Annotated in this window: 20 protein-coding genes and 1 tRNA gene; 14 read left to right on the plus strand and 7 right to left on the minus strand. The window is 67.0% G+C overall.

The window, feature by feature from the left end:
• The first annotated feature begins 84 nt into the window (after positions 1–84).
• The gene (gene murJ / locus ACO07I_RS14525) at positions 85–1,671 is read left to right on the plus strand and encodes a murein biosynthesis integral membrane protein MurJ (RefSeq protein WP_422008778.1); all 1,587 of its coding nucleotides are present in this window, start codon (positions 85–87) and stop codon (positions 1,669–1,671) included.
• On the opposite strand, the gene ACO07I_RS14530 is transcribed toward murJ, so the two are convergent.
• Positions 1,640–2,581 carry a succinylglutamate desuccinylase gene (locus tag ACO07I_RS14530; RefSeq protein WP_422008780.1) on the minus strand — a complete coding sequence of 314 codons (942 nt, stop codon included), beginning with the start codon at positions 2,579–2,581 and terminating at the stop codon, positions 1,640–1,642. The genes murJ and ACO07I_RS14530 overlap by 32 nt on opposite strands.
• A gap of 67 nt (positions 2,582–2,648) precedes the next feature.
• On the opposite strand from ACO07I_RS14530, the gene ACO07I_RS14535 reads away from it, so the two are divergent.
• On the plus strand, positions 2,649–3,125 hold the full coding sequence (locus ACO07I_RS14535; protein ID WP_422008782.1) for an MFS transporter: 477 nt from the start codon (positions 2,649–2,651) through the stop codon (positions 3,123–3,125).
• 51 nt (positions 3,126–3,176) lie between these two features.
• The gene (locus ACO07I_RS14540; protein WP_422018269.1) at positions 3,177–3,932 is read left to right on the plus strand and encodes an MFS transporter; all 756 of its coding nucleotides are present in this window, start codon (positions 3,177–3,179) and stop codon (positions 3,930–3,932) included.
• 3 nt (positions 3,933–3,935) lie between these two features.
• Here the strand turns inward: ACO07I_RS14540 and ACO07I_RS14545 are convergent, their stop codons facing one another.
• Positions 3,936–5,726 carry a peptide ABC transporter substrate-binding protein gene (locus ACO07I_RS14545; RefSeq protein WP_422008784.1) on the minus strand — a complete coding sequence of 597 codons (1,791 nt, stop codon included), beginning with the start codon at positions 5,724–5,726 and terminating at the stop codon, positions 3,936–3,938.
• A 125-nt stretch (positions 5,727–5,851) separates the two neighbouring features.
• Between ACO07I_RS14545 and ACO07I_RS14550 the strand changes: the two genes are divergently transcribed.
• Together ACO07I_RS14550 and trpS are read left to right on the plus strand one after the other, a co-directional pair.
• The gene (locus tag ACO07I_RS14550) at positions 5,852–6,286 is read left to right on the plus strand and encodes a lysozyme inhibitor LprI family protein (RefSeq protein WP_422008786.1); all 435 of its coding nucleotides are present in this window, start codon (positions 5,852–5,854) and stop codon (positions 6,284–6,286) included.
• A gap of 114 nt (positions 6,287–6,400) precedes the next feature.
• The gene (gene trpS / locus ACO07I_RS14555) at positions 6,401–7,474 is read left to right on the plus strand and encodes a tryptophan--tRNA ligase (RefSeq protein ID WP_422008788.1); all 1,074 of its coding nucleotides are present in this window, start codon (positions 6,401–6,403) and stop codon (positions 7,472–7,474) included.
• 24 nt (positions 7,475–7,498) lie between these two features.
• Here trpS and ACO07I_RS14560 read toward each other — a convergent pair whose 3' ends face one another.
• Positions 7,499–9,250, minus strand: a complete 1,752-nt coding sequence (locus tag ACO07I_RS14560) for a heparinase II/III family protein (RefSeq protein ID WP_422008789.1) — start codon at positions 9,248–9,250, stop codon at positions 7,499–7,501.
• Positions 9,251–9,437: 187 nt separating this feature from the next.
• Between ACO07I_RS14560 and ACO07I_RS14565 the strand changes: the two genes are divergently transcribed.
• On the plus strand, positions 9,438–9,899 hold the full coding sequence (locus ACO07I_RS14565) for an Hsp20 family protein (protein WP_422008791.1): 462 nt from the start codon (positions 9,438–9,440) through the stop codon (positions 9,897–9,899).
• Between the two features lie 34 nt (positions 9,900–9,933).
• On the plus strand, positions 9,934–10,155 hold the full coding sequence (locus tag ACO07I_RS14570) for a hypothetical protein (protein ID WP_422008793.1): 222 nt from the start codon (positions 9,934–9,936) through the stop codon (positions 10,153–10,155).
• Positions 10,156–10,189: 34 nt separating this feature from the next.
• On the opposite strand, the gene ACO07I_RS14575 is transcribed toward ACO07I_RS14570, so the two are convergent.
• The 4 genes from ACO07I_RS14575 to ACO07I_RS14590 all read right to left on the minus strand — a co-directional run bounded on the left by ACO07I_RS14575 (position 10,190) and on the right by ACO07I_RS14590 (position 13,142).
• Positions 10,190–10,660: a PTS sugar transporter subunit IIA gene (locus ACO07I_RS14575; RefSeq protein ID WP_422008794.1), complete on the minus strand. Its 471-nt coding sequence runs from the start codon at positions 10,658–10,660 to the stop codon at positions 10,190–10,192.
• A gap of 124 nt (positions 10,661–10,784) precedes the next feature.
• Entirely contained in the window at positions 10,785–12,323 is a 1,539-nt protein-coding gene (gene rpoN / locus ACO07I_RS14580) for an RNA polymerase factor sigma-54 (RefSeq protein ID WP_422008796.1), read from the minus strand.
• An 84-nt stretch (positions 12,324–12,407) separates the two neighbouring features.
• On the minus strand, positions 12,408–13,031 hold the full coding sequence (locus ACO07I_RS14585; RefSeq protein ID WP_422008798.1) for a ribonuclease D: 624 nt from the start codon (positions 13,029–13,031) through the stop codon (positions 12,408–12,410).
• A gap of 26 nt (positions 13,032–13,057) precedes the next feature.
• A tRNA-Leu gene (locus ACO07I_RS14590) sits at positions 13,058–13,142 on the minus strand.
• 134 nt (positions 13,143–13,276) lie between these two features.
• Between ACO07I_RS14590 and ACO07I_RS14595 the strand changes: the two genes are divergently transcribed.
• From ACO07I_RS14595 to ACO07I_RS14625, 7 genes are all read left to right on the plus strand, one after another.
• Positions 13,277–14,230: a complex I NDUFA9 subunit family protein gene (locus ACO07I_RS14595; protein ID WP_422008800.1), complete on the plus strand. Its 954-nt coding sequence runs from the start codon at positions 13,277–13,279 to the stop codon at positions 14,228–14,230.
• Positions 14,231–14,485: 255 nt separating this feature from the next.
• Entirely contained in the window at positions 14,486–15,928 is a 1,443-nt protein-coding gene (locus ACO07I_RS14600; protein WP_422008802.1) for an NAD(P)-dependent oxidoreductase, read from the plus strand.
• A gap of 3 nt (positions 15,929–15,931) precedes the next feature.
• Positions 15,932–16,543, plus strand: coding sequence for a glutathione S-transferase family protein (locus ACO07I_RS14605; protein ID WP_422008804.1), 612 nt, complete (start codon positions 15,932–15,934; stop codon positions 16,541–16,543).
• 18 nt (positions 16,544–16,561) lie between these two features.
• A complete protein-coding gene (locus ACO07I_RS14610) occupies positions 16,562–16,747 on the plus strand; it encodes a 4-oxalocrotonate tautomerase (RefSeq protein WP_298318443.1) in 186 nt (61 codons plus the stop codon).
• A gap of 104 nt (positions 16,748–16,851) precedes the next feature.
• On the plus strand, positions 16,852–21,399 hold the full coding sequence (gene gltB, locus ACO07I_RS14615) for a glutamate synthase large subunit (RefSeq protein WP_422008807.1): 4,548 nt from the start codon (positions 16,852–16,854) through the stop codon (positions 21,397–21,399).
• Positions 21,400–21,478: 79 nt separating this feature from the next.
• Positions 21,479–22,369: a DMT family transporter gene (locus tag ACO07I_RS14620; protein ID WP_422008809.1), complete on the plus strand. Its 891-nt coding sequence runs from the start codon at positions 21,479–21,481 to the stop codon at positions 22,367–22,369.
• Between the two features lie 4 nt (positions 22,370–22,373).
• Positions 22,374–23,171: an enoyl-CoA hydratase/isomerase family protein gene (locus tag ACO07I_RS14625; RefSeq protein WP_422008811.1), complete on the plus strand. Its 798-nt coding sequence runs from the start codon at positions 22,374–22,376 to the stop codon at positions 23,169–23,171.
• Positions 23,172–23,182: the final 11 nt, after the last annotated feature.

Below are 23,182 nucleotides of genomic sequence, written 5' to 3' on the forward strand. Positions count from 1 at the left end.
GGGCGATGACAGAATTATGGCTTTCAGATCAGCCTTTTTATTCCTCTCCTCCGTCTCGGGGGAGAGGAGGCAGAAGATAAAGGCATGAGTCTCGCCCGGGCCATCGCGACGGTTGGCGGCTTCACGCTGCTGAGCCGCGTCGTGGGATTCGTACGCGACATCGTGCTGTCGGCGGTGCTGGGCTCCGGCGCCGTGGCCGACGCGTTCTTCGTCGCCTTCAAACTTCCCAACTTCTTCCGCCGCCTGTTCGCCGAGGGCGCCTTCTCGGCCGCCTTCGTGCCGCTGTTCGCGCGCGAACTGACCGGCGGCGGCCGCGACGAGGCGATGGCCTTCGCGCGCCAGGCGCAGGCCGCGCTGCTGCTGGTGCTGGTCCCGTTCACCGCGCTGCTGATCCTCGCCATGCCCTGGGTGATGGCCCTGCTCGCGCCCGGCATGCGCGACGACGCGCCGACCTTCGCCATGGCGGTCGAGTTCGGGCGTATTGCCTTTCCCTACCTTCTCTTCATCTCGCTCACCTCGCTCTACGGCGGCGTGCTGAACGGCATCGACCGCTTCGCCCATGTCGCCGCGACGCCGGTCCTTCTCAATCTCGCGCTGATCGCCGCCGTGCTTGGACTGACGCCGCTGCTCCCCAATGCGGGCTATGCCGCCTCGATCGGCGTGGCGATTGCCGGCGTCCTGCAGTGGGTGTGGCTGCTGGTCGCCTGCGGCCGCGAGGGAGTCGGCATGGGCCTGGTGCGGCCGCGCTGGACGCCGCGGGTCGCGCGGCTGGTGAAGCTCGCGACGCCGGTCGCGATCGGCGGCGGCGTGCAGCAGATCAGCGTCGTGCTCGACGTGGTCTGGGCTTCGCTGCTCCCCGTGGGCACGATCTCGGCGCTCTACTATGCCGACCGCATTGCGCAGCTGCCGCTGGGGGTCGTCGGCATCGCCATCGGTACGGCGCTACTGCCCCTGCTGGCCCGCGAGCTGCGCGCCGGCAACACCCAATCGGCCATGACGAACCAGAACCGCGCCCTGGAGTTCGGCCTGCTGTTCAGCCTGCCCGCGGCCGTGGCGCTCTGGCTGCTGGCAGATCCGATCATCCGCGTGCTGTTCGAGCGCGGCCGGTTCCTGCCCGAGGACACGCTGCGCACCGCGAGCGCACTGGCCGCCTTTGCCGTCGGCCTGCCGGCCTTCGTGCTGGTCAAGGCCCTGGCGCCCGGCTTCTTCGCCCGCGAGGACACGCGCACGCCGCTCTACATCGCGCTTGCGGCGATCACGGCCAACGTCCTGCTGAACGTCTATTTCCTGTTCGGCACGTCGCTCGAGCTGGTCGGCATCGCGCTCGCCTCCTCGCTCTCGGGTTGGCTGAACGCGGCACTGCTGGCCACGGTGTTGCGCCGCCGCGATCAATGGCTGCCCGATGGACGTCTGATCTCGCGCGGCCTCCGCATCGCCGGCGCAAGCGCGGGCATGGGGGTGGCCCTCTGGTTCGGCCTGCAATGGCTGGCGAAGCCGTTGTCGCGTCCCGACATCGAGGGCGGCGTGGCGCTGGCCGGCATCTGCCTGATCGGAATCGCAGCCTATGCGCTGGCGGGCGCCGCGCTGGGCGTGATCAGACTCTCCGAGCTGCGCTACGTGATGCGCCGCCAGCCAAACCTCAAGTCAGCCGACCCAGGCGAACAACCGTGACCCCGGGCCGCAACGGCCGGGTCGACGAGGGCATGACCAGCACGCAATTGTCGTAGGGCGTCGTCACCGGCTCGTCGTCGTCGTGGCCGAGCACGGTGCCGGCCTTGGCGATCACGTCCTGGCCTTCGAAGCGCTGCGCCGGCGTGAAGTTGCCGCGCTTGGTGGCGACCGCATGCGTCACCTCGACGACGCGCTGTTTCGCCGGCGTCGGCTGGCGCCAGCCCGCGGGAAGATCGACCTCTTCGAGAATGCCCGTCTCGACGAGGAAGCGGGCCGTCACGTCCTTGGCGACGACCACCGACGACGCGCGCCAGTGCTGGCCGGTCTCGATCAGCAGCGCGTTCTTCGGGCTCTTCGGATCGCCGAAGCCACCATAGTCGCGCATGCGCATGCCGGCGGCATGGCCGGCATCGCGCACGATGTCGACCGGCGTGCCGATCCTCTTCGCGAAGGCCACGCCCTTGTCGAGCGGGCCCGACAGCATCAGCGGCACGCAATCGTCATGCATGGAGTGCAGATCGAGCAACAGGTCGGCGCGTTCGACGAACGGCTTCAGCACCTGCGCGCGCTTCGTCTCGACGGTGGTCGCGGGCTCGTCGAGGCGGCCCCAGACGCGGTTGAAGTCCTCCTCGACCAGGCGCGACTTGAACGGCGTCTTGCGATCGAACGCGTGATAGGCCTCGATGTTGTTGAAGGACAGGATCAGCGTGCCCTCGCGCGGCTTCACCTTTGCCGCCAGCAGCGCATCGACCACGATGGCGCCGGAGACCTCGTTGCCGTGCGTCAACGACGCCACCATGACCGTCGGCCCCGGCTTGCCGCTTTCCAGCACGTGGATGTAGGGCGCGGCGCCCTTCTCCCACTTGCGCAGGTCGGGGAAGGCGAATTCGATCGGCGGCGTATCGGACATGTTTCGGACCATCGGCAGGTTGCACCGTTCCTTCGCATGCTAGTTTAGTCCGGACAAGGAGAAGCCAATGGCGCGCAGCCGGTATCGGTGGTTCATCGTCTTCCTGCTGTTCGCGATCACGGTCGTGAACTACATCGACCGCGCCGCCCTCTCCTACGCCATCCCCATGATCCAGCGCGACCTCGGCCTGTCGCCGGCCGAGACCGGCGACATCCTGGGCGCCTTCGGCCTGGGCTATGCGATCACGACCCTGATCGGCGGCTTCGCCGTGGACCGCTACGGCGCCCGCCTGGTGCTGACGATTGCAGCCGTGCTGTGGAGCCTGTCCATCGGGGCGACGGCACTCGCCACCAGCGTGGGCATCCTCTATGCGGCGCGCGTGCTGCTGGGCGTTTCGGAAGGGCCCAACTTCCCCGCCCTCACCGGCGCGGTCAGCCACTGGCTGTCGCCGCACGAGCGGGTGACGGCGCTGGCCAATGCACTGCTGGCCGTGCCGCTGGCGCTGGCGATCGGCGGACCGCTGGTGACGGTGCTTCTCGGCTGACTCGACTGGCGCCTCACCTTCGCGGCGCTGTTCGTGCTCTCCGCCGCGTAGATTCCGCTCTGGTATTTCTGTTTCCGGGACGACCCGTCGCAATCGCGTTTCGTGAACGCAGCCGAGCTGGCCCATATCCACAAGGTCGATGCCGGCGTCACCGCCGCGCCACACGCGGTCCTGAAATCGTGGCCTGAGCCCGCAGTGCTGAAGGAACTGCTGACCAACCGCACCTTGCTTGCGAACACCTGGGCCTTCTTCGTCTTCGGCTATTTCCTGTTCTTCTTCATGAGCTGGCTGCCGAGCTACCTGGAGCGCAAGTACGGGCTGGACCTCGCCTCGGTCGGCCTGTTCTCGATCCTGCCCTGGCTTTCGGCCGCGGTCCTGCTGTGGGCGATGGGCCGCTGGTCGGACCATCTGCTCAAGACCACCGGCAGCATGCGCATCTCGCGGTCCTGGCTGATCGCCGGCAGCCAGTTCGTCGCGGCCCTCGCCGTCATACCGGTCGCGCTCACCGACGATCTCACGGTGGCGATCGCCGGCATCACCGTCGCGGTGGCCGCCTCGATGGGCGCCAACGCCGCCTACTATGCCGTGAACGTCGACATCGTGCCGCAGCGCGCGGCAACGGCACTCGGCATCATGGACTTCGCCTTCGCCATCGCCGGCTTCCTGGCGCCCGCCATCACCGGCTGGGTGCTGAACCTGCGCGGCTCGTTCGCCGACGCTTTCCTGCTGATGACCGCGCTGGCCCTATCGTCGGTCGCGGCCGTGCTCCTGTTCCATCATCCCGACCGAGACCGCGCCAGGAGCTGAGGATCAGCCCTCGCGGTACCAGTTCGCGAGATCCCAGGTGTTGTTGTCCCAGCCGCTGATCTCGAGCGCGAGGTCAGAGGCGGCGGCCGATGCGTTCGGCCGCATGACAAGCGGGATCACCGCATAATTCTCGATCACCAGCTCGTTGCATCGGATGAGCATCGCCGCGCGCTTCACCGGATCGAGCTCGACCTGGGCCGCCTTGTGGGTGTCGTCATATTCCTGGTTCTGCCAGCGCGTGACGTTGCGGCCCTGCCACTTGTTGTCCTTCGTGGCCGCCTCCCAGGAGCAGAACTGGCGCAGGAAGACCTCGGGATCGGGCGCGTTCATGCCGTTGCTGTATTCCTGAAGGTCGGCATAGAACTTGGTGTAGGTGTCGGGATTGGCGACGTCGGAGGAAAAGAACACCGAGGCCGTCACCGACTTCAGCTCCATGTCGATGCCCGCCCGCTGGGCGGCTTGCTTGATGATCTGCTGCGTCTTCTGGCGCGGCTGGTTGATCGAGGTCTGGTACACGAACTTCAGCCGCTTGCCGTCCTTGACCCGCACGCCGTCGGCGCCGCGCACCCAGCCGGCCTTGTCGAGCACAGCATTGGCCTTGTCGACGTTGAACTCATAGGACGTCCTGGTCGAGCGGAAGCGCTCCGGATTGTTGATGTAGTTGGCCGTCGCGATGCCGATGCGGCCGTAGATGTGGTCCTGGATCGACTTCTTGTCGATCACCAGCGAGAGCGCCTCGCGCACGGCGCGCTCCGACAGGATGGGATGCTTCGTCTTGAGGCTGGACCGCTCGCCTTCGACCTCGGTCCACGGATCGGTGTTGTTCAGCTGCATGTGCTCGATGCCGCCGCCCAGCGTGACGATCACCCGTCCCTTGCCGCCCTTCTCCATGCGCCCGAGGATCTCGTCCTCGACCTGCAGGTTCCAGGCAAAGTGATACTCGCCGGTCTGCAGAACCGCGCGCGCCGCCGACACGGCATCGCCGCCGCCCTTCATCTCGATCGCGTCGAAATGCGGCCGGTTGGGTTCGTGATAGTCGGTGTTGATCTCGCCGGTGACGAGGTCGCCCGGCTTGAAGTCCTTGAACCTGTACGGGCCGGTACCGACCGGCTTCAGGTTGGTCGGCGCCTCGCGAGACTTCGCGCCCCTGTAGTCGCCGAACAGATGCTTGGGGATGATGCAGCCGGCCCAGCCGACGAAAGTGTCGGCCCAGAACGGAGTCGGCTGCCTGTACTTCACGCGCACCGTATGGTCGTCGACCTTCTCGACCGTAACGTCGCGATAGGAACCGTTCGAGACCGTCGCCGTGGCCGGGTCGCTCGAATATTCCCAGGTGAAGACGACGTCGTCCGCGGTAAAGGGCCTGCCGTCGTGCCAGCGCACGCCCGGCTTCAGCTTCCAGATCACCCAGAGGCCATCGGGCGACAGCGTGCCGTCGGCGCGGTTGGGGATCGAGGCGGCGAGCTTGGGCCTCAGGTTGCCGTCACGGTCCCATGCCGCCAGCGGCTCGTAGAAGATCCGCGAGGCGTCCTGGTCCTTGGTGCCGACCGCAAAGTGCGGATTGAGGAGCGTCGGCCCCTGCCACCACATCACCTTGAGCAGGCCGCCGCCGCCGCGCTTCGTGGGCTTGTAGACCGGTTTGGACTGCGCCATCGCCAGACCGGAAAGCGCCAGGAGCTGCGTCGCCATCGGCGCAGTCAGGCCCGCCGCCGTCAGGCGCCGGATGAAGCCGCGGCGCGACAGGCGGCCGGCCTTCACCTTGTCGACGAGACTTCGCAAGCCACGCTCGTTCATCGATGCCTCCATCGCGATCGTCGAAGCTACCCTGGCGCTCCTGCTATGCTGCAAGATGCGTGCAATTCGATGGCAACAGCTTGAGCCGGCGTCGTCAACCGTCCACGGGCAATCGAGGACACAACATGATCGATTTGAAGAAGGCCACGAGCCTGCGCGCCGCTCTGGCCGCCGCCATCTCCGCCCTCTTTGCGACCGGCTCCCTCGCCGCGGACCCGCCCGCCAAGGACTGCAATCAGGTGCAGGACTACAAGGAGATGGTCGAGTGCCATACGCGTGACGCGGAAACGACCAACGCCAAGGTCGCGCAAGCATATGAACTACTCATGAAAAGACTGGGCACCTCGCCCGCCGCGGAAGCGCTCGGCCGATCGCAGAAGGCCTGGCTCGAATATCAAACCAGCTACTGCGCCTTCGTGGCCCTGGCGAACGAAGGCGGGAGCATCGTGCGGCTGACCCGAGCCCTGTGTTCCGCGGCCATCGCGAAGCCCCGCCTGCGCGAACTCGAATATCAGGTTGATTGCCGGGAAGGCTTTTCCGGCTGCTTCAAGCCGCGCTGAATACCTTGATTACGTCTCCCGACTGCGCGATACCCGCGCGCCCCTGACCTTCCACCGGCGGGGTGCGCGGAGGTCCAAACCCTGCGCCATCGACCTTATTCGGAGTCCACATCCATGACCGAGACGTCGACCACCGCGACCGGCGCGCCCAACCCGCATCTCGCGCCTTACGAAGCGCGCGGCCTCAAGGGCCGGATCCTTTCCGGGGTGCAGCCCACCGGCAATCTTCATCTCGGCAACTATCTCGGCGCGATCCGCAACTTCGCGCGCCTGCAGAACGACTACGAGTGCCTCTACTGCGTGGTCGACCAGCACGCGATCACCGTGCCGCAGGATCCCAAGATGCTCGCCGCGCAGACCCGCGAGATCGCCTCGGCCTTCCTGGCCGCCGGCGTCGACGGCACGAAGCAGATCGTCTTCAACCAGTCGATGGTGCCCGAGCATGCGCAGCTCGCCTGGATCTTCAATTGCGTCGCCCGCATGGGCTGGATGAGCCGCATGACGCAGTTCAAGGAGAAGGCCGGCAAGGATCGCGAAAACGTCTCGCTGGGCCTGTTCGCCTATCCGGCGCTGATGGCGGCCGACATACTGATCTACAAGGCCACGCACGTGCCGGTCGGCGAGGACCAGAAGCAGCATCTCGAACTGACCCGCGACATCGCCATCAAGTTCAACAACGATTTCAGCCAGCCCGACTTCTTTCCGATCACCGAGCCGCTGATCTTCGGTGCGGCGACGCGCGTTATGAGCCTGCGTGACGGCACCAAGAAGATGAGCAAGTCCGATCCGTCGGATTACTCGCGCATCAACCTCACCGACGATGCCGATTCGATCGCCCAGAAGATCCGTCGCGCCAAGACCGATCCGCTGCCGATGCCCGACACGCTGGAAGATGCCGAGAAGCGGCCGGACGCCGACAACCTGCTGGGCATCTACGCCGCCCTCGCCGACCAGGAGAAGGACGCCGTGGTCGCCCAGTTCGCCGGCAAGCAGTTCTCCGAGTTCAAGACGGCGCTGACCGATCTCGCGGTCGCCAAGCTCGGCCCGATCGGCGCGGAGATGCAGCGGCTCATGAAAGACCCCGGCCATGTCGAGGGCGTGCTGCGCAACGGCGCCCAGCGCGCCCGCGCTGTCGCCGCGCCGATCCTCGACGAGGTCTACCGGGCGGTCGGCTTCCTCAAGCCTTAGTGCCGAGGGCGCGCGCTCCCAGCGTCAGCCTTCCATACGCGTGAGGGCCCACTTCACCGTGGTGCCCTCCGGCGGGACCTGGCCCACCAGCACGATCTGCTCGGTGCGGCGCACGCGGCCCTCCTCGCCGAGATAGATGCTCTCGGCCAGGCCGATGCCGGCGCCGGTCGCGCGCAGCCGCCAGCCGCGGCCGCTCGGCAGCCGCATCAGCACGGCCTGTCCACTTTGGGCCAGGGTCGCCTTGACCGTCGGATGCAGGTGGAAGCGCACAATGTAGCGCCGGTCCGGCACGGTGACCGGCCTGCCCTCGTAGCCGAGGAACGAATCCTCGCCGCGCAGGTCGCCGCCGTCCGGCGACAGCCACAAGCGCCTGCGGTGGATGATGCCGTAGAGCGAGCGGTAGCCGTCGTGGCACATGTCGAGCCACTGGGCGCCGGCATCGTCGGCCCGATCGATCAGCACGTTGCCGGCGCGATACTCCAGCGCGCCATGGTTGGTGATCTCGGTCGAATTGACGTCGTCGACCACGGCCGTCGAATGCGCGGCCGTGAAGCGCATGAAATGCTGCCAGTCGCGCGGCGCCCCGGGATAGGTGCCGCAGTTCACGACCAGCCGCTCGTGCGCGGCGCTCATCTCGAAGCTCAGGGTGCCGGCATGGGCAATGCCGTCCATGCCGCGGCCCGGCGGGCTGCCGGCATCGGCGATCACCAGCGAGGTTCCGGCCGACAGCCGCTGAAAGCCGCTCGCCAGCGCCATGGCCGGTGCGACTTCGCCCGAGCCGGTGCGTGCCAGGACGAGATCGATCAGCCGGCGGTCGCCTTCCCACGTGCCGTTGAACAGCGCCAGGCCGCCGTCACCATGGCGGAAGAAGCGCAGCATCGGCGCCATGCGGTCGATCGCGGCGACCAGCTCGGCCGGCGCCCGGCGCTCGGCCGACGCCAGGGCGGCCCGTACGTCGATCAGGTGGCGCAGGACGGTGAGCTGCAGGTGAGGCGCGCGTTCGGATACGATGCCGTCGTGCAGCACATAGCGCTTCACGAACTTCGAGAGCCTCGCCAGCGACTGCTCCAGGCTCTTCTCGAAATGCTTGCCGTCGCGAATGAAGGCCAGGTCGGCGAAGATCAGCGCCTTGTAGACGGCGACCGCTTCATGGCCGACCATGCCGCGGCGCGCGACGCGGCGCAGATGCACGCGCTGGCGACCGAGCGAGAAGACGAAACGGGCCGCGAACCCGGGATCGGCCGCCGCCGCCATCCATTCGTAGTGTCGGATCCAGGCGACCATGCGCGCCGCGAGCACGTCGCGCTTCCAGGTCACCGGCGACCAGCGCCATTCGCGGTTGGTCCAGTCGTCGACCAGCTTCGCGGCGAGCAGCGCTCCGTGAAGATCCCCGTTGTCGCGCAGGTCGCGCAGCCAGCCGAAGCCGTTCAGCGCATCGAGCCAGAGCGGGGCGGCGCCGGCGCGCTGCCACGGCGGATCGTCCGAATCGGGCAGGACCGTACCGCCGCTGCCGCCGGCCGCGAACTCGCCCGTCTGGAGAAGTCGCTGCCCAGCCACCGGATCGCCCGGCCAGGAATCGGCCGCAACGGCAAAGAAGCTGCGGGGCGTGCCGTAGCCCAGGGTCAGGGAATAGAGCGACGAGCCGAGGAACCAGCGCCCGAAGGCGCGGCGTTCACCCTTCGCCGCGGCGGACGGTCGGGTCGGGACAGAGCGGATCGGGCGGGCGCCGGAGACCAAAGGTTCCCCGTGCCGTCGTGTGTCAGCGACCAAGGTCATCTTTTCGTTCTTTGGCCCGGGGACTCGAGCAGCCGGGCGGTGGAGGGGTTTGGGATATTTTAGCCCAGCCGGAGCCCTCTGGCGATGGCCCGATGGGACTTGAACCCCGGCCGCTGCATCCCAAATTCATTCCAAGGGAAGGCCTGCATGGGATTCCCTGCCACTCGCTCCATGGGAGGGGGGTCATATGAGTCGCGTATCGATGTTCAATTCGCCCTTGTTACTGGGCTTCGACCAGCTCGAGCGGACGCTCGACCGGCTGGCCAAGAATGCCGAGGGCTATCCGCCATACAATATCGAGCGGGTCGGCGAAAACGGCCTGCGGATCACCCTCGCCGTCGCCGGCTTCACGAGCGACGGACTCACGATCGAACTCCTCGAGAACCAGCTGACCGTCCGCGGCAGGCAGGCCGACGAGGGCGACAGGGTCTATCTCCATCGCGGCATCGCCGCGCGGCAATTCCAGCGGTCCTTCATGCTGGCCGACGGGATCGAGGTCACCGGCGCCCGTCTCGACAACGGACTTTTGTCGATCGACCTGATGCGACCGGTCCTCGAACCGCGCATCCGAACCATCCGCATCGACGCCGGCGGCCCGGCCGGCGGTGCGGACCAGACGATCGATATCACCGCGCGTCGCAGCCGCTGAGGCGGAGCGCGTTGACGCTGCCAAGGAGGTAGCCATGGAAAATGATGTTGTGATGTTTACCCCTCTCGCCGATGAGGCCTTTCTCAGCCTGGGCGCCGAGCACATCGCCTATGTGAAGGAAATCAGCCTGCCCGATGGCGCTCATGCCATCGGTATCTTCTCCGCCGATGGCAAGCCGATGGCTTCAGCCCCGTCGGTCGAGATCGCCCAGGCGCTGATCCGCCAGCACGAGCTCGAGCCCGCGCTCGTCCACTGAGGTACGTGAGTCCGAGTCTTAAAGGACCGGCGGTTCAGGCCGCGCTCTGGGCCTGGACCGTTTCGATGAGGAGCGCATAGAGCGCTTCGGCATTGTCCGTTGCCCGCAGCTTCTCCACGAGGCTGCGGTCGCGCAGCAGGCGCGATACCCGCGCAAGCGCCTTGAGATGATCGGCCCCGGCACCTTCGGGTGTCACCAGCAGGAACACGATGTCCACCGGGCGCTCGTCGATCGCATCGAAATCGACCGGCTGGGCCATGCGGGCGAACAGCCCCAGGGGCTTGGTCATGGTCGACAGGCGACCGTGCGGAATCGCGATGCCGCCCCCGATGCCGGTCGACCCCAAGCGCTCCCGTTCGAGCAGTCGGTCGAACAGCTTGCGTTCGTCGACGTTGAAAAGGCCAGACGCCCGGCTGGCGAGTTCCGCCAGCAACGCCTTCTTCCCGGTTGCCTTGGCGCTGGCCAGAACGGCATCCGGACCGGTCAGCAAATCGGCGATTTCCACAATGTCACCAATGGGTTAGCGAGCGCGAACTTTGGCGGTCCGGCGAGCGGTGCGCCCCTATAGGCGCCTCCCCCGACCGGGTCAAGCCGTGGTTCGGATGCACGCTGGCCCCGCTCGGTGCCCGTCAGTCGGCCGGGCCCGTCATCGCCTGCGCGGCGAGGGCGGCATTGGACATGACCGAGGGCATCTGGCGGCTCATTCCCAGGCGACCGAGGCGACGGCGCTCGGCCGACGAGGGAATGCGCATGGCCTCGCGGTACTTGGCGACCGTCCGGCGTGCGATCTCGATACCCTCGCCCTTCAGCAGGTCGACGATTCGGTCGTCGCTGAGCGGCTGGTGGGCATTCTCGCCGCCCACCAGAAGCTTGATGCGCGACCGCACCGATTCCGACGAGACGACGACGCCCGGCGTGCGCGCCGGCAGTGCCGAGGTGAAGAAGTACTTCAGCTCGAAGATGCCGCGCGGCGTGTTGATGTACTTGTTCGAGGTGACGCGGCTCACCGTGCTCTCGTGAAGCTCGGTGGCGATCGCAATGTCGCGCAGCACCAGCGGCTTCAGCGCGCTCACGCCATGGCGGAAGAACCCGTCCTGCTGCCGCACGATCTCGCGCGCGACCTTGAGGATCGTGGTGGCCCGCTGCTCCAGCGTCTTGACCAGCCAGTTGGCCGACTGGAAGCGTTCGGCGACGAAGTCGCGGTCGGGCTTCGCCCGCGCGCCCCTCATCAGCGTGGCGTGGTAGTTGCGATCGACCAGGACCTTGGGCAGCGCATCGGTGTTGAGTTCGATGTGCCATCCCTCCTCGCCGGTCTCGGGATCCTTGGCCGGCGTCAGGTAGAGATCGGGCTGCACCGGCTGGATCGGCTCGAAGTCGAAGGCCTGCCCGGGACGCGGATCGAGCGTGCGCAGCTCGGTCAGCATGTCGCGCAGATCCTCGTCATCGACACCGCAGCGACGGCGAAGCTGGCCCAGCTCGCCCGCGGCGACGAGATCGAGATTGTCGAGCAGCGCCTTCATCGCCGGATCCAGGCGATTGCGCTCGGCCAGCTGGGCGCCCAGGCACTCGGCGACGGTGCGCGAGAACAGGCCGGCCGGCTCCATCTGGCGCAGGCGCGCCCAGATCTTCTCCACGACCGCGATGTCGGTTGCGACGGCTTCGGCCACGGCGGCCGACTCGATGCGACAGTAGCCGGCCTCGTCGAGACCTTCGGCGATCTTCAGCGCGATGCGGCGCTCCGCCGGATCCTCGAACAGGATCTCGAGCTGCTCGAGCACATGGACCGCCATGGAGCGCGGACGTTCGGCCACGAAATCGAGAGCATCGGGCGCATCCTCGCGCTGGCCCACACGGCTCGCGGCGGCATCGCCGCCTCGGTCGGCATGTTCGCGGGACCAGCGATCGTCGGCCTCGGCGAGGGCGGGCGCCGCCGCCGCCAGGGCATCGGCCGTGTCGCCGGACGCTTCGAGGACGGGAGCTTCGTATTCTGCAATGGGACCCTCGTCCGAGGCGCCTTCCGACAGCAGCGGATTTTTTTCGAGTTCCTGTTGAATGAACGCCGCAAGCTCAAGGTGCGAAAATTGCAGCAGCTTGATGGCCTGCTGGAGCTGTGGCGTCATCGCCAAGGTCTGGCGCGACGCGAGGATTAGGCTCGGACCGATACGCATGACACCCCACCCCTGAAGGTCGTTGGACCTCCCCGATGGGCAGTCTACAGCAAGAACCGTGCCAATGTCAGCGCGGTCGAGGGCTCAGTGCGCGAAGATATCCGTTTCAGGCCAGCCGGCGATGTCGAGACGCGCGCGGGTCGGCAGGAAGGCGAAGGCGGCCTCGGCCAGCTCCCGGCGGCCTTCGCGCTCCAGGAGAACATCGAGCTTGGCCTTCAGCGCATGCAAATGCAGCACGTCCGAAGCGGCGTAGGCAAGCTGCTCCTCTGTGAGGCTGTCGGCGCCCCAGTCCGAAGTCTGCTGCTGCTTGGACAGGTCGACGCCCAGCAGCTCCCGGCACAGTTCCTTCAGACCGAAGCGATCGGTGAAGGTGCGGACCAGCTTGGCCGCGATCTTGGTGCAGTAGACCGGCTCGCAGCGCACGCCCAGCGAATGCTCGAGCACGGCGATGTCGAAGCGGCCGAAATGAAAGAGCTTGAGGACGTTGGGATCGGCGATCAGCGCGGCGAGCCGCGGCGCCTTGGCGGCGCCCTTCGGCGCCCCGCGCGGGATCTGGACCAGATGGGCGTTGCCGTCGCCACCCGAAAGCTGGACCAGGCAGAGCCGATCGCGATGAGGATTGAGACCCATGGTCTCGGTATCGATGGCCACCACCGGGCCGAACGAAACGTCCGCGGGAAGATCGCCGCGGTGAAGGCTGATCGCCATATATTAAGTGCTCCGACTGACCTGCATGGTGCCCAGGAGAAGACTCGAACTTCCACGCCTCGCGGCGCTAGTACCTGAAACTAGTGCGTCTACCAATTCCGCCACCTGGGCACGGCATGCGGTCTAGTGCGGGCGCTGAGTTAGGGCCGTGCCGCGCCGATGTCAACCACGCAACACGCTCACACCGGAAGTGCGAGCGCGCTTCGCCCTTGAACCTTCATGGGTTTGGGCTATAGGCAGCATCCATGAGCATCAAGCAGGTCACGGTCTTTGGCGGCAGCGGCTTCGTCGGCCGCGCCATCGTGCGGGCGCTGGCGCAGGAGGGATATCAGGTCCAAGTGGCTTGCCGGCGCATCGAGCTCGCGGAGCGGATCAAGACCGCGGGCGATGTCGGCCAGATCACCATTCTGCGCACCAACCTGCGCATTCCCGCCTCGGTCGCGGCTGCCGTCTCCGGCAGCCAGGCCGTGATCAACGCCTCCGGCATCGCCTTCCAGCGCGGCCGGCAGCGCTACGAGACCGTCCATGTCGAGGGCGCCCGGGCGATCGCGGACGCCGCCACCGCCGCCGGCGCGCAGCGTCTGGTGCATATTTCCGGCATCGGCGCGGACCAGCGCAATTCGACCAACAAGTACATCCGCTCCAAGGTCGATGCCGAGGATGCGATCGTCGCGGGCTTCCCCAATGCCACGATCCTGCGCCCGAGCGTGGTCTTCGGCCCCGAGGACGTGATGTTCAACCGCATGGCACAGATTGCCGCCAAGGCGCCGTTCGTGCCGGTGGTCGGCGACGGCTCGGCCAAGGTCCAGCCGGTCTATGTCGGCGATGTCGGCGCCGCCGCCGTGGCGGTGCTGGCGCGGCCCGAGACCGCCAAGACCGTGTTCGAACTGGGCGGCCCGCGCGTCTATTCCTACCGTGAGATCGCCGCCCTCGTGCTGCGCGAGATCGACCGCCACAAGCGCATCGTGGGCGTCCCGGCCGGTCTGATGAAGATCGCAGGCTTCTTCGCAGAATTCCTGCCTGTCCCACCCCTGACCTCCGACCAGGTCGATCTGCTGGTGGCCGACAACATCGCCCGCCCCGGCGCCCCCGGACTTGCCGAACTCGGCATCGCGCCGACCGCCGCCGAGGCCATCCTGCCGATGTATCTCGACCGCTACCGCATCGGCGGCCGCTACAACCAGCACGCTCCCGCCTGAGATCAAAATATAGGCGTCATCGACTGCGCCTATGCTCGCTCAAATCAATTAGTCCTTTTTCGGTATTATATTGTCGGCCCATGCGACCGCAGGATTCGCGATAACCGCGACTCAGGAAACTACGCCCCCATATTAGGTCAACATTGTTGACTAACGTTTCGCGTCATGATTTAAGGGTGCCAAGAACGCTGCAAAGGCGCGATCGGCGCGCTTCTTGCGTAATTAAATTTCACAAACTGTCCGAGGAGGCCGGGGATGGCCGAGAGGATGCTGAAGTTCGTCGGAACGCCGCAAGCCATGCCCGACAAGCGGCCGGCAGCCGAGCGCCGTCGCGACTTCGACGAGATCTATGAAGGCTTCGCCAAGGAGAAGGCGGCCGAGCAGGCGGCCCGCTGCTCGCAATGCGGCGTGCCGTTCTGTCAGATCCATTGCCCGCTCAACAACAACATCCCCGACTGGCTGAAGCTCACCGCCGAGGGCCGGCTCGAAGAGGCCTACGAACTCTCCTCCGCGACCAACAACTTTCCGGAGATTTGCGGCCGCATCTGCCCGCAGGACCGGCTCTGCGAAGGCAATTGCGTCATCGAGAAAGGCTTCGAAGCCGTCACGATCGGCTCGGTCGAGAAGTACATCACCGACACCGCCTGGCAGCGCGGCTGGGTGAAGCCGATCCAGCCCCGGCGCGAGCGGCCCGAGAGCGTCGGCATCGTCGGCGCCGGTCCGGCCGGCCTCGCCGCCGCCGAGCAGCTTCGCCGCAAGGGCTACCAGGTCGCGATCTACGATCGCTACGACCGGGTGGGCGGCCTGATGATCTACGGCATCCCGAACTTCAAGCTCGAGAAGGAGATCGTGCAGCGTCGCGAGACGCTGCTGCGCGACTCGAAGGTCACCTTCCACCTGAACTGCGAGGTCGGCCGCGACGTTTCGCTGGAGGAGCTGCGCGCGCGTCACGGCGCCGTGCTGATCGCCACCGGCGTCTACAAGGCGCGCGACATCGCCGCCCCCGGCGTCGGCCTCGCGGGCATTGCCCCGGCGCTCGACTATCTCACCGCCTCGAACCGCCAGGGCCTGGGCGACCTCGTCCCCGCGTTCGAATCGGGCATGTTGAATGCGGCGGGCAAGAACGTCGTGGTGATCGGCGGCGGCGACACGGCGATGGATTGCGTGCGCACGGCCGTGCGCCAGGGTGCCAAGTCGGTGAAGTGTCTCTATCGCCGCGACCGCGCCAACATGCCGGGCTCGCAGCGCGAGGTGAAGCACGCCGAGGAGGAAGGCGTCGAGTTCGTGTGGCTGGCCGCGCCTCAGGCCTTTCTGGGCAAGGAGACGGTGAGCCACGTCCGCACCGTGCGCATCCATCTCGGCATGCCCGACGCGTCCGGCCGCCAGACGCCGCAGGAGATTCCCAACAGCCACGTCAACATCGAGGCCGACCTCGTGCTGATGGCGCTTGGCTTCGACCCGGAAGACCTGCCGGCGGCGATGAGCGCGCCGGAGCTCGGTGTCACCGGCTGGAACACCCTCAAGATCGACTGGAAGAGCATGATGACCAGCCTCGACGGCGTATTCGCCGCCGGCGACATCGTGCGCGGCGCCTCGCTGGTCGTGTGGGCGGTACGCGATGGCCGCGATGCCGCCGAGCGCATCCATTCCTATCTGACGACGAAGGCGCTGGCCGCCCAGAGCATCGCGGCGGAGTAGACGATGCTGAAGGTCTACGACTTCACCGGGTCGGGCAACGGCTACAAGGTGTGGCTGCTGATGGCGCAGCTCGGCCTGCCGTTCGAGCGCATCGAGTGCGACATCCTGAAGGGTGAGACGCGCACGCCCGCGTTCCTCGCGAAGAATCCGAACGGCCGCATCCCGACGCTCGAGCTCGAGGACGGCACCTTCCTCTTCGAATCGGGTGCGATCCTCTGGTACCTGGCCGAGGGCACGGACTTCGCGCCTTCAGACCGGCTCTCGCGCGCAAGAACGCTGCAATGGATGTTCTTCGAGCAGTACAGCCACGAGCCCTATATCGCCGTGGCACGCTTCTGGAAGCATTTCCTCGACAAGCTCTCGCCGCAGCAGGAAGCCAACCTGCCCGACATCATGAAGAAGGGCTATGCCGCGCTCGACGTGATGGAGAAGCATCTGGCGACGCGACAGTTCTTCGTCGACGATCGCTACGGCCTCGCCGACATCGCACTCTACGCCTACACGCATGTCGCCGACGAGGGCGGGTTCGACCTGTCGGCCTATCCGAACATCACGTCATGGCTGGCCCGTGTGAAGGAGCAGCCCGGCCATGTCGCGATCGATCACACGTTCTGACCAAGGGAGAAAAAGAAAATGCCGATGATCAACGTCCAGATGTTCGAGGGCCGCACCATCGAACAGCGCCGTGCGCTGGCGAAAGAGCTGACCGACGGCGCCTGCCGCGCGCTGGGCTGCACGCCCGACGCCGTGCAGATCATCCTGACCGACATCAAGAAAGAGAACTGGGCCGAGGCCGGCAAGCTGTTCTCGGATACGTAATACCTGTCATCCCGAGCGCAGCGAGGGACCCTTATCGGGCGCCGCCCAAAGGTCCCTCGCTGCGCTTGGGATGACACCGATCTCCTGAACTGGAGTTTTTCGTCATGTCCGCCACACCTCCCTTCGATGCCGAGCAGTTCGTCCGCGACTACAAGAGCGGTACCGCCAAGCTCACCGCCGCCTATGGCTACAACCCCGCCGAGGGACTCGATTCCTGCGGCGTCGGTCTTGTGGTGGCGCTGGACGGCAAGCGCCGCCGCGACGTGGTCGCGGCGGGCATCGATGCGCTGAAGGCGGTGTGGCACCGCGGCGCGGTCGACGCCGACGGCAAGACGGGCGACGGCGCGGGCCTCCACGTCGAGATCCCGCAGGACTTCTTCAAGGAATATGTCCGCGACTCAAGCGGCGAGGTCCCGCAGGTCGGCCGCATCGCGGTCGGCATGGTCTTCCTGCCGCGCACCGATCTCGGTGCGCAGGAACGCTGCCGCACCATCGTCGAGACCGAAATCCTGCGCTTCGGCCACACGATCCTGGGCTGGCGGCAGGTGCCGGTCGACATTTCGGTCATCGGCGCCAAGGCCAACGAGACGCGCCCCGAGATCGAGCAGATCCTGATCGGCCGCGGCGATGCCAAGCTCGACAACCGCGAGTTCGAAAAGCAGCTCTACATCCTGCGCCGGCGCATGGAGAAGGCGGCGCTCGCCGAGAACATCGCCGAGTTCTACGTCTGCTCGCTCTCCTGCCGGTCGGTCGTCTACAAGGGCATGTTCCTCGCCGAGCATCTGTCGGCCTTCTATCCCGACCTGCTCGACGAACGCTTCGTCTCGCGCTTCGCGATCTTCCATCAGCGCTATTCGACCAACACCTTCCCGCAATGGAAGCTGGCGCAGCCCTTCCGCGTGCTCGCCCATAACGGCGAGATCAACACGATCCTGGGCAACGTCAACTGGATGAAGAGCCACGAGGCGCGCCTCGAGCATGAGACCTTCGGCCGCTTCATCGAGGACCTGAAGCCGATCGTGCAGCCCGGCGCCTCCGATTCCTCCGCGCTCGACAACGTGTTCGAGCTGCTGGTCCGCGGCCATCGCAACCTGCCGATGGTCAAGACGATGATGATTCCCGAAGCCTCGGCCACGAACCCCAACGTGCCGCCCGAACACCGCGCCATGTACAACTACGTGAACGGCGTCATGGAGCCGTGGGACGGGCCGGCCGCCATCGCCGCCGTCGCCGGCAAATGGGCGCTGGTCGGGCTCGACCGCAACGGGCTGCGGCCCATGCGCTACGTGATGACGTCCGACAAGCTGCTGATCGCCGGTTCAGAAGCCGGCATGGTGCCGCAGGACGAGGCCAAGATCGTCGAGAAGGGTCGCCTCGGCCCGGGCGAAATGCTGGCCGTCGATATGGACAAGCCCAAGGTCTACAAGGACCGCAAGCTGAAGGACAAGCTCGCGGCGACGCACGACTATGCGAGCTGGACGCAGCGCACGGTCGAACTGGATTCGCTGATCCGTCAGGACGCGCCGGCGACCGAGCACTTTGCGGCCGACGAGCTGCGCCGCCGCCAGTTCGCGGCCGGCTGGTCGATCGAGGATCTCGAGGCGATCCTCCATCCCATGGTCGAGGACGGCAAGGAGGCCGTCGGCTCGATGGGTGACGACGCACCGCTCGCGGTGCTGAGCGACACCTATCGCGGCATGCACCACTATTTCCGGCAGAACTTCAGCCAGGTGACGAACCCGCCGATCGACAGCTTGCGCGAGCGCAACGTGATGACGATCCGCACGCGGCTGGGCAATCTCGGCAACATCCTCGACGAGACACCCGACCAGAGCGAGATGCTCTCCCTGCAGTCGCCGATCGTGCTCAACGCCGAGTTCGAAGCGATGCGCAAGTACATGGGTGACACCGTGGCCCGCATCGATTGCACCTTCGATCCGAAGGGTGGCCTCGACGCGATGCGCCAGTCGTTCGAGCGCATCTGCAAGGAGGCCGAGGATGCGGTGCGCAGCGGCTGCCTGCACATCGTGCTGACCGACGCCAATATCGGCCCCGACCGCGCCGCGCTGCCCATGATCCTGGCCGCCGGTGCCGTGCACTCCTACCTGGTGCGCCAGTCGCTGCGCACCTTCACCTCGCTGAACGTTCGCTCGGGCGAATGTCTCGACGTGCACTATGTCGCCGTCATCATCGGCGTCGGCGCGACGACGGTGAACCCCTACCTCGCCGAGGAGACGATCGCGGCCCGCCACGCCCGCGGGCTGTTCGGCAAGCTGTCGCTCAGCCAGTGCCTCGCGAACTTCAAGAAGGCGCTGGACGAGGGCCTGCTCAAGGTGATGTCCAAGATGGGCATCTCGGTCCTGTCGTCGTATCGCGGCGGCTGCAACTTCGAGGCGGTCGGCCTGTCGCGCTCGCTGGTCGCCGAGTTCTTCCCCGGCATGCCCTCGCGCATCTCCGGCATCGGTCTGCGCGGCGTGCAGGAGGAGATTGCGGAGCAGCACGCACGCGCCTTCGACGAGGACGTGATCGCGCTGCCGATCGGCGGCTTCTACAAGGCGCGCCGCGGCGGCGACCGGCACAATTTCGAGGGCGCGCTGATCCACATGCTGCAGGACGCGGTGAACACCGAGTCCTACGCGAAGTACCGCAAGTACAGCGAGGCCGTGCGCCGTCAGCCGCCGATCAACCTGCGCGACCTGCTGGACTTCAAGCCCGACCGCACGCCGATCGCCCTCGACGACGTCGAGTCGATCACCGAGCTGCGCAAGCGCCTGGTGGCGCCCGGCATCTCGCTGGGCGCGCTGGGACCGGAAGCGCACGAGACGCTGTCGATCGCCATGAACCGCATCGGCGCCAAGTCCGATTCCGGTGAAGGCGGCGAGGATGCCGCGCGCTACAAGCCGCGGCCGAACGGCGACAACGCCTCGTCTGCCATCAAGCAGGTGGCGTCCGGCCGGTTCGGCGTCACCGCCGAATACCTGAACAACTGCCGCGAGATCGAGATCAAGGTGGCCCAGGGCGCCAAGCCCGGCGAAGGCGGCCAGCTTCCCGGCCTCAAGGTCACGGAGATGATCGCCAAGCTGCGTCACTCGACGCCCGGCGTCACCTTGATCAGCCCGCCGCCGCACCACGACATCTATTCGATCGAGGATCTGGCGCAGCTGATCTACGACCTGAAGCAAATCAACCCCGAGGCGCGCGTGACGGTGAAGCTGGTCGCGCGCTCTGGCATCGGCACGATCGCGGCGGGCGTGGCCAAGGCCAAGGCCGACGTGATCCTGGTGTCGGGCCACAATGGCGGCACCGGCGCCTCGCCCCAGACCAGCATCAAGTATGCCGGCATCCCGTGGGAGATGGGCCTGTCGGAAACCCACCAGGTGCTGACCCTGAACCGCCTGCGCGACAAGGTGCTGCTGCGCACCGACGGCGGCATCAAGACCGGCCGCGACGTGGTGATCGCCGCCATGCTGGGCGCCGAGGAATACGGGCTCGGCACGGCCTCGCTGATCGCCATGGGCTGCATCATGGTGCGGCAGTGCCACTCCAATACCTGTCCGGTTGGCGTCTGCACGCAGGATCCGAAGCTGCGCGAGAAGTTCGAGGGCTCGCCGGAGAAGGTGGTGAACCTGTTCAGCTTCGTCGCCGAGGAGGTGCGCGAGATTCTGGCGCAGCTCGGCTACAAGTCGCTGCTCGAGATCGTCGGCCGCTCCGACCTCTTGAAGCAGGTCGGCCGCGGCGCGCGCCATCTCGACGATCTCGACCTCAACCCGTTGCTGACGCGGGCCGATGGCGGGCACGAGACCGTGCACTGCACGGTCGAGGGCCGCAACGAGGTGCCCGACACGCTCGACGCCCAGATGCTGCGCGACGTGCAGCCGCTCTTCACGCACCGCGAGAAGATGCAGCTGCAGTACAGCGTGCGGAACACCCATCGCGCCGTCGGCACGCGGCTGTCTGCCATGATCACGCGCAAGTACGGCATGACGGGCCTGCCGCCCGACACCGTGACGGTCCGCCTCCGCGGCACCGCCGGCCAGTCGCTGGGCGCCTTCGCCGTGCAGGGCATGAAGCTCGAAGTGTTCGGCGACGCCAACGACTATGTCGGCAAGGGCCTTAGCGGCGGCACCATCGTGGTGAAGCCCACCATCTCCAGCCCGCTGGTGCCGGAAGCCAATGCCATCATCGGCAATACGGTCCTGTACGGCGCGACGGCAGGCAAGCTCTTCGCCTCGGGCCGCGCCGGCGAGCGCTTCGCCGTGCGCAACTCGGGCGCCGATGCGGTGGTCGAGGGGCTGGGTTCCAACGGCTGCGAGTACATGACGGGCGGCACCGCGGTGATCCTGGGATCGATCGGCGTCAACTTCGGCGCCGGCATGACCGGCGGCATGGCGTTCCTCTATGACCCGGAGGATGCCTTCCAGCTCAAGGTCAATCCCGAGACGGTGACATGGCAGCGCATCGACCATCCGCACTGGGAGGCGGTGCTCAAGGGCCTGGTGGCGGAACATGTCGCCGAGACCAAGTCGCCGCTGGGCGCACGCCTGCTCAACGACTGGGATCGCGAGGTCGGGCATTTCTGGCAGGTCGTGCCGAAGGAGATGCTGACGCGTCTGCCGCAGCCGCTCACCGTCGCGCAGGAAAAGCGCGCCTAGACACGACGAGAGATTTGACCCCTGCGGCCGAAGGCCGGAGGGGTCAAACGCAAGGAAGGCACAAGCGGAGGAAACGTCGATGAGCGACGCGCGGCCCTCGCGCGCGGCGTGGCTGCAGCTCGGCCTCGTCGTCGTGCTGTTCGGCCTGGCCTGGCCGGTCATCCGGATCGGCCTCGGCGCCGGCACGCCGATCTGGCTGGCGGCGGCCCGCGCCACCCTGTCGGCGGCGACGGCCTTCGTTCTGGTCACCGCCCTGAAGCGCCTCGCCTGGCCCGGTCGCGCCGACTGGCCGATCATCCTGTCGGTTGGCGCGCTGCAGCTCACCTGCTTCTTCGCCTTCGCAAATCTCGGCGTGCAGATCGTACCGCCCGGCCGCTCCGGCGTGCTGGCCTACACGACCATGCTCTGGATGGTGCCGATGTCCTGGATGATCGGCGAGAAGGTCGGCCGCCGCGCCTTCGCCGGCGCCGCCCTCGGGGTCGCCGGCATCCTCGTGCTGGTCGATCCGCTGCGCTTCGACTGGAGCGACCGCCGGGTGATGCTGGGCCATGGCTGGCTGCTGGCCGCCGGCTTCACCTGGGCGCTGGCCATCCTGCATGCCCGCCGCCATAGCTGGCGCATGTCGCCGCTCGACGTGCTGCCCTGGCAGATGGGCGTGGCGACCGTGCTGCTGTGGATCCTCGCCTTCACACTTGAACCGGCCGGCCATCTCGACCTGCAGCAACCCTCGCTGTGGCTGTCGCTGCTCTATCTCGGCGTGCTGGCCGGCCCGACGGCGACCTGGGCCGCCGTCTCCGTCGCCCGCGCCCTGCCGCCGGTCACCGGCTCGCTCGGCATGCTGGGCGTGCCCTTGCTGGCCATCGCCAGCTCGGTCGTGCTGGTGGGCGAGCCCGTCACCTGGCCACTGGCGATCGGCACGGCGCTGGTGATCGCGGGAATTGCCATCGTGATCCTGGACAGGAACAATTGAGCCCATGTCCCTGATCGAAATCGAGCGGCGCAACGCCGTTGCCGTCATCCGTTTCAACAATCCGCCCAAGGGCTACATGAACGCCGCGATGGTCGGCGAGCTCGACGCGGCGGTCGACGGGCTGCTGGCCGACGAGAGCGTGCGGGTGCTGGTCTTCACCGGCGCGCTGAAGGGCGTGTTCATCGAGCATTATGACGTGTCCGAACTGCTGGCGATGTCGGCGAAGCTGCGCGCCAAGGGCGCGACCTTCTCGCTCGACCGGCCCTCGCCGGAGAGTGCCTTTCACAGGATCCTCACCCGCCTCGAATCCGCGCCCAAGCCGGTGATCGCCGCGATCAACGGCACGGCGATGGGCGGCGGCTTCGAGTTCTGCATGGCCTGCGACATCCGCCTCGCCGAGCGCGGCCCCTACTGGCTCGGCCAGCCCGAGATCAACATCGGCATCCTGGCCGGGGCCGGCGGCACCCAGCGCCTCGTGCGCCTGGTCGGCGAGGCCCGGGCGCTCGAACTGTCGCTGACCGGCCGCACCGTGTCGCCCGACGAGGCCGCGCGCCTCGGCATGGTCCATGCGGCGGTCGACGGACCGGTGCTGGAGCATACGATGACGATGGCCGAGCGGCTGGCCGCGCAGCCGCCGCGGGCGGTGGCGCATATCAAGCGGCTGATCCGGTCGGCAACTGAAACCCCTTTGTCACAAGGACTCGCCAACGAGCGGACCCTGTTCATGGACCTCGCCGTGAGCGACGAGGGGCACCGGCTGATGGGGGAATTCGTCGCCGGAACGCGGACAATTCGCGACTGATTGACAGGCAA

The organism is Reyranella sp. (genome assembly GCF_965227665.1).
Taxonomy (GTDB): Bacteria; Pseudomonadota; Alphaproteobacteria; order Reyranellales; family Reyranellaceae; genus Reyranella.

Coding starts and splice junctions, on each gene's coding strand:
- ACO07I_RS14545 (WP_422008784.1), bottom strand. CDS start 5,726: ATGAACGAGCGTGGCTTGCGAAGTCTCGTCGACAAGGTGAAGGCCGGC.
- trpS (WP_422008788.1), top strand. CDS start 6,401: ATGACCGAGACGTCGACCACCGCGACCGGCGCGCCCAACCCGCATCTC.
- ACO07I_RS14530 (WP_422008780.1), bottom strand. CDS start 2,581: ATGTCCGATACGCCGCCGATCGAATTCGCCTTCCCCGACCTGCGCAAG.
- ACO07I_RS14570 (WP_422008793.1), top strand. CDS start 9,934: ATGGAAAATGATGTTGTGATGTTTACCCCTCTCGCCGATGAGGCCTTT.
- murJ (WP_422008778.1), top strand. CDS start 85: ATGAGTCTCGCCCGGGCCATCGCGACGGTTGGCGGCTTCACGCTGCTG.
- ACO07I_RS14605 (WP_422008804.1), top strand. CDS start 15,932: ATGCTGAAGGTCTACGACTTCACCGGGTCGGGCAACGGCTACAAGGTG.
- ACO07I_RS14585 (WP_422008798.1), bottom strand. CDS start 13,031: ATGGCGATCAGCCTTCACCGCGGCGATCTTCCCGCGGACGTTTCGTTC.
- ACO07I_RS14610 (WP_298318443.1), top strand. CDS start 16,562: ATGCCGATGATCAACGTCCAGATGTTCGAGGGCCGCACCATCGAACAG.
- ACO07I_RS14595 (WP_422008800.1), top strand. CDS start 13,277: ATGAGCATCAAGCAGGTCACGGTCTTTGGCGGCAGCGGCTTCGTCGGC.
- ACO07I_RS14550 (WP_422008786.1), top strand. CDS start 5,852: ATGATCGATTTGAAGAAGGCCACGAGCCTGCGCGCCGCTCTGGCCGCC.
- ACO07I_RS14600 (WP_422008802.1), top strand. CDS start 14,486: ATGGCCGAGAGGATGCTGAAGTTCGTCGGAACGCCGCAAGCCATGCCC.
- rpoN (WP_422008796.1), bottom strand. CDS start 12,323: ATGCGTATCGGTCCGAGCCTAATCCTCGCGTCGCGCCAGACCTTGGCG.
- ACO07I_RS14560 (WP_422008789.1), bottom strand. CDS start 9,250: ATGACCTTGGTCGCTGACACACGACGGCACGGGGAACCTTTGGTCTCC.
- ACO07I_RS14625 (WP_422008811.1), top strand. CDS start 22,374: ATGTCCCTGATCGAAATCGAGCGGCGCAACGCCGTTGCCGTCATCCGT.
- gltB (WP_422008807.1), top strand. CDS start 16,852: ATGTCCGCCACACCTCCCTTCGATGCCGAGCAGTTCGTCCGCGACTAC.
- ACO07I_RS14620 (WP_422008809.1), top strand. CDS start 21,479: ATGAGCGACGCGCGGCCCTCGCGCGCGGCGTGGCTGCAGCTCGGCCTC.
- ACO07I_RS14535 (WP_422008782.1), top strand. CDS start 2,649: ATGGCGCGCAGCCGGTATCGGTGGTTCATCGTCTTCCTGCTGTTCGCG.
- ACO07I_RS14565 (WP_422008791.1), top strand. CDS start 9,438: ATGAGTCGCGTATCGATGTTCAATTCGCCCTTGTTACTGGGCTTCGAC.